This is a genomic window from Streptosporangium nanhuense, from assembly GCF_059358815.1.
This window is the reverse complement of sequence record NZ_JCADBG010000005.1, coordinates 138607-151507: the sequence shown is the minus strand read 5'-3', so window position 1 is coordinate 151507 and position 12901 is coordinate 138607. Positions and strand designations below refer to the sequence as shown.

Genomic DNA, 12901 nt, shown 5'->3' with positions numbered 1-12901 from the left:
CGAGAGGAACCCCGCAGCACCATGGCCACCCCGAGCCAGTGGATCGCCGGAGCACGTCCGCGCACCCTTCCCGCCGCCGTCGTCCCCGTCGCCATAGGCACCGGGGTCGCGATCGGATACGGCGGAGGGGTGTGGTGGCGGGCCCTGCTGGCCCTGTTCGTGGCCCTCGCCCTTCAGGTGGGCGTCAACTACGCCAACGACTACAGCGACGGGGTGCGCGGCACCGACGAGGACCGGGTCGGCCCGATGCGCCTGGTCGGCTCGCGCGCCGCCTCACCCCGCCAGGTCCTCACCGCGGCCCTCGCCTGCTTCCTGGCCGCCGCGGTGGCCGGGCTGGTGCTCGTCGTGGCCACCGGGGCCTGGTGGCTGCTGCTGGTCGGGGCCCTGGCGATCGCCGCGGCCTGGTTCTACACCGGCGGCTCCAGCCCGTACGGCTACCGGGCGCTCGGCGAGGTCTCGGTCTTCGTGTTCTTCGGCCTGGTGGCGGTGGCGGGGACCACGTACGTCCAGCTCGAACACCTGCCCTGGCTCGCGGTGGCGGCGGCCGTGCCCGCGGGCCTGCTGGCCTGCGCGATGCTCGTGGTCAACAACCTGCGCGACATCGTGACCGACGGACCGGCGGGCAAGCGCACCATGGCCGTGGTGCTCGGCGACCGCCGCACCCGCGTCCTCTACACCCTCTGCCTGGTCCTGCCCCTGGTGATCGCGCCGGTGCTGGCGCTGTGGCAGCCGTTCGCGGCGCTGGCGCTGCTCGCCGCCCCGCTCGCCGTCCCCCCGGTGAAGGCCGTACGGGCGGGCGCGACCGGTCCCGCGCTCATCGCCACGCTCCAGCAGACGGGCCGCTTCCAGCTCGTGTACGGCCTGCTGCTCACCATCGGCCTCGCCCTCTGAGCCTGGCGCTCTCCGAGCCCAGCCCCCTGGCCCAGCCACTCTGAAGCCCAGCCACTCCAAGCCCGGCTCCCTGAACCCGACCTCCGAGTCCGCCGCCGAGGCCCGGCTGCCCGATTCCCGGTAGATCACGACATCGACCGGGAAGCCGCGTGACCATTCCCGCCCGGATCTCGGGTTCCGGCCCCGCCGATCACGCGGCGGGGCCGGAACCCAAGATCTTCATCCGTCTTCTAGGCGCGCGGCCGGACCACACCGGTCTCGTAGGCGTACACCACCGCCTGGACCCGGTCCCGCAGTTCGAGCTTCGTCAGCACCCGGCTCACGTGGGTCTTCACCGTTCCCTCCGACAGGAAGAGGTGGTCGGCTATCTCCGCGTTGGACATTCCGCAGGCGATCAGCGTCAGCACCTCCCGTTCCCGCTCGGTCAGGACACCGGGATCCGGTACCTCGGGCGCCGGAGACCCGCTCCCCACCGGGAGGTAGCGCTCCAACAGGCGGCGGGTCGTGCTCGGCGCCACCACCGCGTCGCCGGCCGCCACCACGCGGATCGCGGAGAGCAGGTCGGCGGCGAGCGTGTCCTTCAGCAGGAACCCGCTCGCCCCGGCCCGCAGTGCGGCGTACACGTACTCGTCGAGATCGAACGTGGTCAGGATCAGTACCCGCGTCGGGCCGCCGTCCGCGTGGATCCGCCGGGTCGCCTCGACGCCGTCCATCCCCGGCATCCGGACGTCCATCAGCACCACGTCCGGCCGCAGTTCGCGGGTCATCGACGCCGCCTGTGAGCCGTCAGCCGCCTCACCGACCACGGAGACGCCGGGCGCCTGCTGCAGGATGAGCCGGAAGCCCATCCGGACAAGTGCCTGGTCGTCCGCGAGCAGCACCCGGATCATGCGTGTGATGCTTCGGTCGGCAGCGTGGCGCGTACCTCGAAGCCTCCACCCGGAAGGGGGCCGGCCCTGAAGTGCCCGCCCAGCAGGCGGACCCGCTCCCGCATGCCGCCGATCCCGTTGCCCGGCCGGGGCATACGGACGGGAACCGCCACGCCGTCGTCGACCACCCGGATGTCGAGCGCCGATGCGGCGTACGCCAGCACGACGGAGGCGGATGCGCCGGGTCCGGCATGTTTCATCACGTTGGTCAACGCCTCCTGCACGATGCGGTATGCCGAGAGGTCGAGCGGTGCGGGCAGCGACACCGCGACGCCCTCGATGTCGAGCCGTACGCCGGTACCGGTTCGCCGTACCCGGTCCACGAGGGCGGGCAGGTGCGCGAGTCCGGGCTGCGGGTGCCAGGCGTCGCCGACCTCGCCCAGTGCGCCGAGCACGCGGCGCATGTCGGCGAGCGACTCGCGGCCGGTGTGCACGATCGCCGCGAGCGCCGCCCGGGTCTCGGCCGGCTCGACGTCCAGCGCCGCCGCCCCGCCCTGGGCCTGGATCACGATGAGCGACAGGCCGTGCGCCACGACGTCGTGCAGTTCCCGGCTGATCCGACCGCGCTCGGCGGCGACGGCGAGGGCGCCCGACTGCTCGCGCTCGCGCTCGAGGTCCCGCGCCCGCGCGGCGAGCTGGTCGAGATACGCGCGCCGGGTGCGGGTCCCGGAGCCGGCCGCCCACCCGGCGACCAGCAACGAGCCGAGCACCACCGGGCCGCTCCACCGGGCCGCGCCGCCAGGACGGTCACCGGCGACGAACTCGACCCGGCCGGGAGCCGAGTGGGTGACCTGGAAGGCGAGCACCGGAAGGCCGGGCACCAGCCGTCCGCGCAGCGCGTACGCGCCGCTCCAGCAGGCGAGGGCCAGCAGCAGGCCGGCGAGGGCGGCCGCCGACACCTTCCGCGACCGATGGACGCCCACCGCGTACAGCACGATGAGCAGGCAGCCGTCGACGACTCCGACGGGCCGGCCCTGGAACAGGTGCGCGGCCGTCGAGAGCGTGCAGACCACCAGCATCGCCACCGGCCATCGGTTGCGCAGGCCCACCGCGACCACGGCCGCGAGGGTGGCGGCCCACCAGGGCACACCGTGCTCCGGCGACCGGCCGGACAGCAACGCCACGGCGAGCAGGCCGGCAGCGGGTGCCGCCTGGTGTACCGCCCACCGCGCCTTTTCTCCCATGACCATCCGAGGGTACGGTCTCTTGACCGGGCGGCGCGTCTGTCGCCCGACGGAGTCCGCGTACCTCCCGCGACAGACCGAAGTCGCGACCCGGCGCCGATGCCGGCGGCGGATCGCGAACCGCAGGCTTGCCCGCATGAGCACACATCGAACCTCGCGGCGCGCCGCGCTCGGACTGATCGGCGCGAGCGGACTGCTCGCCGTGAACGCCATGCCCAAGGCCGCCGAAGCCGGTGACAGGGCGCCCGGGAAGCCGGTGCCCGCCGACCTGCTCCCGGGCGGGGCGCTCGACAGGCTGATCGCACAGCGGGCGGCCGCCGACCAGTACTCCGGCACGTACCTGCTTCTGCGCAACGGCCGCCCGGTGCTGTCGCGCAGCTACGGCATGGCCGACAGGAGCCGCTCGCTGCCCAACAAGCCGGACACGATCTTCGGGCTCGGCTCGATCACCAAGATGTTCACCGGCATCGCCGTCTCACAGCTCGTCCAGCAGGGCAAGGTCGCGTACCACGAGAAGCTCGGAACCTACCTGGACGGCTTCCCCGCCGAGGTCGCCGGCACCGTCACGGTGCACCAGCTCCTCACCCACACCTCGGGCATGGGCGACATCTACGGCCCGGTCAACGGCCCGGTCATCCAGGGCTGGTCCAGCGAGGCGGAGGTGACCGCCGGGCTGCTGCGCCTGGTCCGCAAGGCCCCGCTCGGTTTCCCGCCCGGCACCTCGCATGTGTACAGCAACGCCGGCTACGTCACGCTGCAGTTCATCGTCGCGGCCGTCTCCGGCCAGACCTTCTACGACTTCGTACGGCGGCATGTCTTCCGGGCGGCCGGCATGACGGGTACCGACTTCTACGACCGCGACCAGTGCCGGAGCAGCCGGCGGATCGCCCATCCGTACGCCCCGCAGGACCCTCGGGCGGGCGGGCCACGCGTCGACAACCTCGAACGCGTGGAGTTCCTCGGCAACGGCGCGGGCGGCGCCTACTCGACCGCGGCGGATCTGGTCGCCTTCATGACGGCGCTGACCGGAAACAAGCTGCTCGACGCCCGGCACACCTGGCTGGCGACGAGCCCGAAGAACCCCGTGCCACCGCAGGGGCCGCCGCCGGCCGGAAAGCCCCCGCAGTTCCTGTTCGGATGCTACGGGCCCAGCGCCACCCTGACCGACGGCCACTGGATCCTCGGCCACAACGGCGGCAGCAGCAACGGCGTCTCCACCGACCTGGCCTGGTACCCGGACGACGGTTACCTGGCCATCGACCTGTGCAACTACGAGGGCGGCGTCACGAGGGACATCGAGAGCCTCTGCAAGCAGCTGATCACCCGGTAGCCGCGATCGTACGGGCCGCCGGCCGTGCCGACGGGTTCCGGTGTCAGGTATCGGCGCGGCGAGGTCTTCGAGATGCCGATCTCGGCGGCGATCGCGCCGAGGCCGGCGCCTTGGACCTTGAGCGGCCGGACGACGTCATGTCCCCGGTGACCGTCCGAAGAAGCAGGGAAGCGACGCGAGCACCGCGACGTCGGCCGGCGGAAACCGGTGCGGAGGACCGACGGAACCCTCCTCGTTCGCACGCAGGTGCCGGTCGACGAAGCGTTGCGTCCTGCGAAGGACCGTGGCGCACTGAGCGGCTGTGATCTGGCCCCCGCAAAGGGCGTCGGCGAGCTCGTCGAGGTCCAGGACGTGGTAACGATCAGCGCCGGGTGGCACCAGGAAGTCGACGTAGAGGTCATGGACGACAAGGCCGACCTCGGTCGGTTCGACCTCGACCAGGTCGATGTACCACCAACCCTCCACCTGGCCCTCGAACGCGACGGGCCTGGTCAACTGGATGCCCTGGTCGAGCAGCAGGAAGCTGCGATCGACGGTCGGCCGTCCGGCCACTTGATACTCGGGCAAGAGGCGCGCGTCGTAGGCGACGACCTCCCCGATCCGCCGGCCGGGGCACCGCTGACCTGTTCGGTGAAGGACCCAGACATTCTCGACGAGCGGCGTCGCGGTCACCTCGCGACCCTCCTGGTGAGCCGGCGAGGTTCGGCCGTCATAGATGACCTCCGACCGCCCGGATGAGGTTGAGGGGAGCGATGGCGTGTTCGTCCTCGCGGATGGCCCGCGGGGGCTCGACCCGGCCGGCGACGATGCGGCAGAAGAAACATGAGCGGCATGATCACAGTTCACCGGCCCGGCGCGCAAAGGCGTTTCCGCTGATGATTCCGGTCATCCATCTCGCACCTGACGACGGAGTTCCACGCCCTTCGCGGCGGCTGCGGCGTGATGACCTGCCGGCACGTGAAGCGGAAGCGGGCCGGGGCTCGTCCGGCAGAGCGAAGCCCACGTACCTGACGACCGCCCGTCATCGCGTCCATGGACGATCGGACACCTTCGCCAAGCCTGGCGGTCGACGGCCGACGGCCCTTCACCGGACGCAGACTCATGGTCGCCCGGACCGAGCCTCGGCCCTCCGTCGGCCACGGGCGGCGCCGAGGCCCGGCTCTCCGGTCCGCCGGACCGGCCTCGTCACAGGACGCGGCGCATCACCACGCGGGGGGCGACCTCGATGCCCAGCTCGCGCTCGTGGCGTACCAGCTTGACCATCTCCGGCCCCCACTCGGCGGGGTCGAGCACGGAGAAGCCGCGCCGGGCGTACCAGGGCGCGTTCCAGGACACGTCGCGGTAGGTCGTCAGCGTCACGGCGGCGAAGCCGGTCGAGGCCGCGTGCTCGCAGACAGCCTCCAGCAGGCTCCCACCGGCCCCCCTGCGCCCGTGGTCGGGGTGGACGGCGAGCTGGTCGAGGTGGACCTGCCCGTCGACCAGGCCGAACAGGGCGAACCCGATCGGCGGGTCGCCCGCGACGAGCACCCGTGAGGGGTCGTCGGCCTCCTCGACCATCGTGGTCCCCGGCGGGAAGACGATCCCGACCTGGGCGAAGACCCCGTCGGCCGCGAGCTCCACCGCGGCCAGCCCGGCCAGCTCCTCCGGCCGCGCCCAGCGGACCTCGGTCGAAGTCGAAGACGGAGTGCTTGTCATAGAACTGGAGGATATAGCGGCACCGTTCGCAGATCATCAGGGTTGATCGGTGCGAGGTGACGCCCCAGCGGCTGTCGAGCCTGCCCTGCTCCTGCCGGAACTCGGTGCCGTGACAGAGCGGGCAGGCGAGCTCGGGAGGTGTCATGGCCGATCAACGAGCGGCGCCGGGCCCGGGGTTCCGGAGACGACCGGACCCCGGGCCCGGCGAAGCGACACCCATGCCGTCAGCGGGCCCGGCGAGATCACGCGCCGGGCTGGTCTCCGGCGAAGTGACGCCGATGCCGTCGGCGGGCCCGGCGAGACCACGTGCTAGAGGTCGAGAAGGTGCTCCAGGCCGACGGTGAGGCCGGGGAGTTCGCGCACCCTGCGCACGCCCAGGAGCACGCCCGGGGTGAACGACGAGCGGTTCATGGTGTCGTGGCGGATGGTGAGAATCTCGCCGTCGCCGCCCAGGATGACCTCCTGGTGGGCGATGAGCCCGGCCAGCCGCACCGCGTGCACGCGGACCCCGTCGACGTCGGCGCCGCGCGCCCCGTCGAGCTCCGTGCTGGTGGCGTCGGGCATCGGCGCCGACCCCGCCTTGCGCCGGGCCTCGGCGACCAGCTCGGCCGTACGGCGGGCGGTGCCCGAGGGCGCGTCGGCCTTGTTGGGGTGGTGCAGCTCGACGATCTCGGCCGACTCGAAGTAGCGGGCCGCCTGCTGGGCGAAGTGCATCATGAGCACGGCCGCGATGCCGAAGTTGGGGGCGATCAGCGCGTTGACGCCGGGGTTGGCGTCCAGCCAGCCCTTCAAGGTCGCCAGCCTTCCCGCGTCGAAGCCGGTGGTGCCGACCACCGGGTGGATGCCGTGGGAGACACACCATTCGAGGTTTTTCATGACGACGTCGGGGTGCGTGAAGTCGACCACCACCTCGGCGCCTTCCAGCTCCTCGATCGGGTCTCCCTGGTCGACGGCCGCGACCAGCTCCAGATCGTCCGCCGCCTCGACGGCCTTGCACACTTCGACACCGACGCGCCCTCGGGCGCCGAGTACTCCAACCCTGATCACGGGCCCAAGGCTATACCGAAGGCCCCCGGAACGAAGGACGGCCCCGGCGGGGGACGCGCCACGGCCCCTCTTACGGAGACCCGGGACGGCGAGCGACCCCGGTACGGGACGCGCCGCGGCCTCTCGTGCGGGGACGCGGAACGATGAGCGGCCCCGGCGCGGGATGCGCCGGGGCCGCTCGTACGTCGAACAGGGAGGGACCGTCAGCCGGTGACGACCGCGCTGAAGTCCCTGTCCTCCTTGTAGGGGCCGATGACCGCGAGGGACATCGGGCGGGTGAGGACGTCCTGGGCCACCTCGGTGATCTGCTCCGGGGTCACCGCGTCGATCCTGCCGAGCAGGTCGTCGACCGAGAGCAGCTCGTCGAAGACCAGGTCGCCCTTGCCGATCCTGGACATCCGGGAACCGGTGTCCTCAAGGCCGAGCACGAGGCCGCCGCGCATCTGGCCCTTGCCGCGGACGATCTCCTCCTCGGTGATGCCGTCGGCGACCACGCGGAGCACCTCCTCGCGGCAGATCTTCAGCACGTCGTCGATCTTCGACGGCAGGCAGCCGACGTAGATGCCGAACTGGCCGGTGTCGGCCAGGGCGGAGGTGTAGGAGTAGGCCGAGTAGGCCAGGCCCCTCTTCTCCCTGATCTCCTGGAACAGCCGCGAGGACATCCCGCCGCCCAGCGCCGCGTTCAGCACGCCGAGCGCGAAGCGGCGCTCGTCGGTGCGGGTCAGCGCGGTCGTGCCGAGGACCAGGTTGGCCTGCTCGGTCGGCCGGTGCACCACCCGCGTGCCGGAGCGGAGCTCGACGCCGGGCCCCGACACGCGCGGGGGCACCGGCGAGGCGTCCCCGCCCAGGGCCCCGGCCCGCTCGTAGGCCGCGGCGACCAGGGCCACCACCTGCTCGTGGTCGACGTTGCCCGCCACCGACACCACGGTGTGGGTGGGCAGGTAGTAACGCCGGTAGTACTCGGCGATCCGGTCGCGGGTGACCGCGGTGATCGAGTCGACCGTGCCGAGGATCGGCCTGCCGACCGGCGTGTCACCGTACAGCTCGGCGGAGAACTGCTCGTGCACCACGTCCGAGGGGTCGTCGTCGTGCATGGCGATCTCCTCCAGGATCACACCACGCTCGGCCTCGACGTCCTCGGCGCTGATGATCGAGGAGGTCACCACGTCGGAGAGCACGTCGATCGCCACCCGCAGGTCCTCGTCGAGGACCCGCGCGTAGTAACAGGTGTACTCCTTGGCGGTGAACGCGTTGATCTCACCGCCGATGCCCTCGATGGCCGCGGAGATCTCCAGGGCGTCCCGCGTGGGCGTGCCCTTGAACAAGAGGTGCTCAAGGAAGTGGGAGGAGCCCATGTGCTGGGGGGACTCGTCTCTCGACCCGATGCCGACCCACATGCCGACCGCGACGGAACGCACGGTCGGCATGGACTCGGTCACCACCCGGAGCCCACCGGGAAGGACGGTGCGCTTCACGACCCCGGCGCCGTCCCTGCCGGGGTGCAGAGTGGTGGTGATCACGAGTTGCGGTCTTCCCCTCCGCCGCCACCGCGGTTACCGCCGCCGCCGCCGCCGTTGCTGCTGCGGGTGCGGGTGCGGCGGGGCCGCTCCTCGCGGGGCCGCTCCTCGGCCGCGGACGCCTCGGCCGCCGGGGCGGCCGGCGCCGCCGACGTCTCGGTGTCGCCGGACTCGGCCCTGGCCGCGGCCTCCTTCTCGATGACCTCGACGGGCACCAGGGAGAGCTTGCCGCGCGAGTCGATCTCGGCGATCTCCACCTGGACCTTCTCGCCGACGTTCATGACGTCCTCGACGTTCTCGATGCGCTTGCCGCCGTGCAGCTTGCGGATCTGGGAGACGTGCAGGAGGCCGTCCTTGCCCGGCATGAGGGAGATGAAGGCGCCGAAGGCCGCGATCTTGACGACCGTACCCAGGTAGCGCTCGCCGACCTCCGGCATGTGCGGGTTCGCGATGGCGTTGATCGCCGACCTGGCCGCCTCGGCGGACGGGCCGTCGGTGGCGCCGATGTAGATGGTTCCGTCGTCTTCCAGGGTGATCTCGGCGCCGGTGTCGTCCTGGATCTGGTTGATCATCTTGCCCTTCGGGCCGATGACCTCTCCGATCTTGTCCACCGGGATCTTGATCGTGATGATGCGCGGGGCCGTCGCGTTCATCTCCGCCGGGGAGTCGATCGCCTCCTGCATCACGTCGATGATCGCGAGGCGGGCGCCCTTGGCCTGCTTCAGCGCGGCGGCCAGCACGGAGGCGGGGATGCCGTCCAGCTTGGTGTCGAGCTGCAGGGCGGTGATGACGTCCTTGGTGCCGGCGACCTTGAAGTCCATGTCGCCCATGGCGTCCTCGGCACCGAGGATGTCGGTGAGCGTGACGTACTGGTCGCCCTCGTTGATGAGGCCCATCGCGATGCCCGCGACGATGCCCTTCAGCGGGACGCCCGCGTCGAGCAGCGCCATCGTCGAGGCGCAGACCGAGCCCATGGAGGTCGAGCCGTTGGAGCTCAGCGCCTCGGAGACCTGGCGGATCGCGTACGGGAACTCCTCGCGCAGCGGCAGCACCGGCAGGAGCGCCCGCTCGGCAAGCGCGCCGTGGCCGATCTCGCGCCGCTTGGGCGAGCCCACCCGGCCGGTCTCACCGGTGGAGTAGGGCGGGAAGTTGTAGTTGTGCATGTAGCGCTTGGTGCGCTCGGGGTTGAGCGTGTCGATCATCTGCTCCATGCGGAGCATGTTGAGCGTGGTGATGCCCAGGATCTGGGTCTCGCCGCGCTCGAACAGGGCCGAGCCGTGCACGCGGGGCACGATGTGGACCTCGGCGCTGAGCTGCCGGATGTCCTTGACGCCACGGCCGTCGATGCGGACGCCCTCGGCGATGACGCGCTCGCGCATGAGCTTCTTGGTCAGCGACCGGAACGCGGCGCCGATCTCCTTCTCGCGGCCCTCGAAGTCGGGGCCGACCTTCTCCAGCACCAGGGCCTTGACCCGGTCGAGCTCGGTCTCGCGCTCCTGCTTGCCGGCGATGGTCAGCGCGGAGGCGAGCTCGCTCTTCACCGCGCCGGTCACGGCCTCCAGGACGTCGTCCTGGTAGTCGAGGAACAGGGGGTACTCGGCGGTCTCCTTGGCGGCGACCTTCGCGACCTTGGACTGCGCCTCGCACAGCACCTTGATGAACGGCTTGGCGGCCTCGAGGCCCTGGGCCACGGTCTCCTCGGTCGGCGCCACGGCACCCTCGGCGACCAGCTTGAGCGTGTCGCGGGTGGACTCGGCCTCGACCATCATGATCGCGACGTCGCCGTCGGCCAGGACGCGGCCCGCGACCACCATGTCGAAGGTGGCGCTGGCCAGCTCGGTGTTGGTCGGGAAGGCGATCCACTGGCCCTCGATCAGCGCGACGCGGACGCCGCCGATCGGGCCGGAGAACGGCAGCCCGGCGAGCTGGGTGGAGAGGGACGCGGCGTTGATCGCCACGACGTCGTACAGGTGCTCGGGGTGGAGCGCCATGACGGTGGCGACCACCTGGATCTCGTTGCGCAGACCCTTGACGAACGAGGGGCGCAGCGGCCGGTCGATCAGGCGGCAGGTGAGGATGGCGTCCTCGGAGGGACGGCCCTCGCGCCGGAAGAACGAGCCGGGGATGCGGCCCGCGGCGTACATCCGCTCCTCGACGTCCACCGTGAGGGGGAAGAAGTCGAGGTTCTCCTTGGGGTTCTTGGACGCGGTGGTCGCGGAGAGGACCATCGTGTCGTCGTCGAGATAGACGACGGCGGAACCCGCCGCCTGGCGCGCGAGCCGCCCGGTCTCGAACCGGATGGTACGCGTGCCGAATGAGCCGTTGTCGATGACGGCTTCGCTGCTGTGGACACCCTCCACGGGGGACCTCCTTGTGGGTCGGTCGCCCGCGTCCGGCCAGACGCACGTGTCGCGCCTGGTTCGTCGTGTTGCCGGCTCCCCGTAGGTGCAGCGCCGGTCTTCGATCGAAGCGCCCGGTTCCGTATGGCTTGTGCCATGATGACCGGGGGCCACTACCGAGGACCGGCCCTCCGACGCCGTGGGGCGCGCTTGCTTGCGGACGCGGGGCACTGTCTCGGCTATTCAGTTTGCTCACTGGGGCGGCGTCTTCGTGGCGCGACGCGCCGACACCGCCCCATATGAGATGAGGGAGCGGCGCGAACGCCACCCCCCCATGACACTATCGGCGCAGGCCGAGGCGCTCGATGAGCGAGCGGTAGCGCGTGATGTCCTTGCTCTGCAGGTACTTCAGCAGCCGGCGACGGCGGCCGACGAGCAGCAGCAGGCCACGACGGCTGTGGTGGTCGTGCTTGTGCACCTTCAGGTGCTCGGTGAGCTCGCTGATGCGCTTGCTGAGCAGCGCGATCTGCACCTCGGGGGAACCGGTGTCGGTCTCACCCTTGGCGTAGTCACCGATGATCTGCTTCTTTGCTGCGGTGTCGAGCGACACGTTTCTCCTTGAACCTCTGCGGGCACGCGCAATTCCGGCTCCCCGAACGACCGTGCGTGCCTACAGTCGCCGTGGCGAGATCAGCACCGGGATCATGAGACACCGGTTACAGAGCTGACATGCCAGGTTACCACCGGGTTCGACGCCCCCGCACATCGTACGAGAGCCCGGCGCGCCCCTCCCGGGAACCCCGGCGAGAGCGGGGATGGAAGGGCAGCAGGGGCCTCGTGGCGCGGTGGGCGTGTGGCGGGTGGGACCGGACGGGAGAGATCAGCTCGTCAGGCGCCGTACCTCGTCCACGTCGGCGTGGATCTGCGCGACGAGCGCCTCGATCGAGTCGAACCTGGTGTTGCCGCGCAGCCTCGGCCCGAAGTCCACGGCCACGTGGGCGCCGTAGAGGTCGAGGTCGTCGCGGTCGAGCGCGTACGCCTCGACCGTGCGGGGCACGCCCTCGAAGGTCGGGTTGGTGCCCACCGAGATCGCCGCGGGCCAGCGCTCGCCGCCGTAGACGGCGGGCAGGTTCCCGGTCGAGACCCCCTGCAGCCAGCCGGCGTAGACGCCGTCGGCGGGGATGGCGGTGAACTCCGGCGACTCCAGGTTGGCCGTCGGGAAACCGAGCTGCCGGCCACGCTGGTAGCCGCGCACGACCACGCCCTCGACCCGGTGCGGGCGGCCGAGCGTCTGGGTGACCGCCTCCATGTCCCCGGCGGCGATCTGCTCGCGGATCAGGGTGGAGGAGATCGTCTCCCCGTCGCTGACCAGCGGGACCGCCTCGGCCACGAAGTCGTACTTCTCCCCGAGGGTGCGCAGCGTCTCGACGTCGCCGGAGGCCTTGTGGCCGAAGCGGAAGTTCTCCCCCACCACGACCCCGGCGGCGTGCAGCCGGTCGACGAGCACGGTCTGCACGAACTCGTCCGGGCTCATCCTGGAGAACTCCAGCGTGAACGGCAGGACGCACACCGCGTCGACGCCCAGCCCCGCGAGCAGCTCGGTGCGGTGCCTGGCCGTCGTCAGCCTCGGCGGGTGCGTGCCGGGCCGCACGACCTCCTCCGGATGCGGGTCGAAGGTCACCACCACCGAGGAAACCCCGAGACGCGCGGCCATCGCGACGGCACGGGCCACCATCTGCTGATGCCCGCGATGAACGCCGTCGAAGACGCCGATCGTGACGACGGACCTGCCCCAGTCTCCGGGCACGTCGTCCAATCCGTGCCAGCCTCGCACCGCAGCCTCTTCCCTCGTAGCGGATGAACCCCTAAAGCCTGCCATGCTCCCGGCGCTTCTCCCCAATCGGGGAGCCCCTTGGCCGCGACCCGCCGCCGACCACGGGATCCGCGGCACTTTTCCCGACGAACCGGA

At 71.2% G+C, this 12901-nt stretch carries 11 protein-coding genes and 1 pseudogene; 2 read left to right on the top strand and 10 right to left on the bottom strand.

Features of this window, described 5'->3' with window-relative positions; all coding sequences use genetic code 11:
- Positions 1-21 precede the first annotated feature (21 nt).
- On the top strand, positions 22-891 hold the full coding sequence (locus AC5L38_RS12395; protein WP_495242908.1) for a 1,4-dihydroxy-2-naphthoate polyprenyltransferase: 870 nt from the start codon (positions 22-24) through the stop codon (positions 889-891).
- Positions 892-1121: 230 nt separating this feature from the next.
- Here AC5L38_RS12395 and AC5L38_RS12390 read toward each other — a convergent pair whose 3' ends face one another.
- Both AC5L38_RS12390 and AC5L38_RS12385 read right to left on the bottom strand, forming a co-directional pair.
- Positions 1122-1781, bottom strand: a complete 660-nt coding sequence (locus AC5L38_RS12390) for a response regulator (RefSeq protein ID WP_495242907.1) — start codon at positions 1779-1781, stop codon at positions 1122-1124.
- Entirely contained in the window at positions 1778-3004 is a 1227-nt protein-coding gene (locus AC5L38_RS12385; RefSeq protein WP_495242906.1) for a sensor histidine kinase, read from the bottom strand. The genes AC5L38_RS12390 and AC5L38_RS12385 overlap by 4 nt, the downstream gene beginning before the upstream one ends.
- 136 nt (positions 3005-3140) lie before the next feature.
- On the opposite strand from AC5L38_RS12385, the gene AC5L38_RS12380 reads away from it, so the two are divergent.
- The gene (locus tag AC5L38_RS12380; protein WP_495242905.1) at positions 3141-4334 is read left to right on the top strand and encodes a serine hydrolase domain-containing protein; all 1194 of its coding nucleotides are present in this window, start codon (positions 3141-3143) and stop codon (positions 4332-4334) included.
- 135 nt (positions 4335-4469) lie between these two features.
- Here AC5L38_RS12380 and AC5L38_RS12375 read toward each other — a convergent pair whose 3' ends face one another.
- The 8 genes and pseudogenes from AC5L38_RS12375 to AC5L38_RS12340 all read right to left on the bottom strand — a co-directional run bounded on the left by AC5L38_RS12375 (position 4470) and on the right by AC5L38_RS12340 (position 12766).
- Positions 4470-5006: a DUF402 domain-containing protein gene (locus AC5L38_RS12375; protein WP_495242904.1), complete on the bottom strand. Its 537-nt coding sequence runs from the start codon at positions 5004-5006 to the stop codon at positions 4470-4472.
- A 513-nt stretch (positions 5007-5519) separates the two neighbouring features.
- On the bottom strand, positions 5520-6029 hold the full coding sequence (locus AC5L38_RS12370) for a GNAT family N-acetyltransferase (RefSeq protein ID WP_495242903.1): 510 nt from the start codon (positions 6027-6029) through the stop codon (positions 5520-5522).
- Positions 6030-6066: 37 nt separating this feature from the next.
- A pseudogene (locus tag AC5L38_RS12365) lies at positions 6067-6174 on the bottom strand (hypothetical protein); the annotation flags it as partial.
- A gap of 164 nt (positions 6175-6338) precedes the next feature.
- Positions 6339-7076 (bottom strand): 4-hydroxy-tetrahydrodipicolinate reductase, encoded by a 738-nt coding sequence (dapB, locus tag AC5L38_RS12360; RefSeq protein ID WP_495242902.1) that lies wholly within the window; start codon positions 7074-7076, stop codon positions 6339-6341.
- A gap of 203 nt (positions 7077-7279) precedes the next feature.
- Positions 7280-8593 carry a M16 family metallopeptidase gene (locus tag AC5L38_RS12355; RefSeq protein ID WP_495243118.1) on the bottom strand — a complete coding sequence of 438 codons (1314 nt, stop codon included), beginning with the start codon at positions 8591-8593 and terminating at the stop codon, positions 7280-7282.
- A complete protein-coding gene (locus tag AC5L38_RS12350) occupies positions 8593-10953 on the bottom strand; it encodes a polyribonucleotide nucleotidyltransferase (RefSeq protein WP_495242901.1) in 2361 nt (786 codons plus the stop codon). The genes AC5L38_RS12355 and AC5L38_RS12350 overlap by 1 nt, the downstream gene beginning before the upstream one ends.
- Positions 10954-11272: 319 nt before the next feature.
- Complete coding sequence (gene rpsO / locus AC5L38_RS12345) at positions 11273-11542, bottom strand: 30S ribosomal protein S15 (protein WP_389912439.1); 270 nt, start codon at positions 11540-11542, stop codon at positions 11273-11275.
- Positions 11543-11812: 270 nt separating this feature from the next.
- Positions 11813-12766, bottom strand: coding sequence for a bifunctional riboflavin kinase/FAD synthetase (locus AC5L38_RS12340; protein WP_495242900.1), 954 nt, complete (start codon positions 12764-12766; stop codon positions 11813-11815).
- Between the last annotated feature and the right edge of the window lie 135 nt (positions 12767-12901).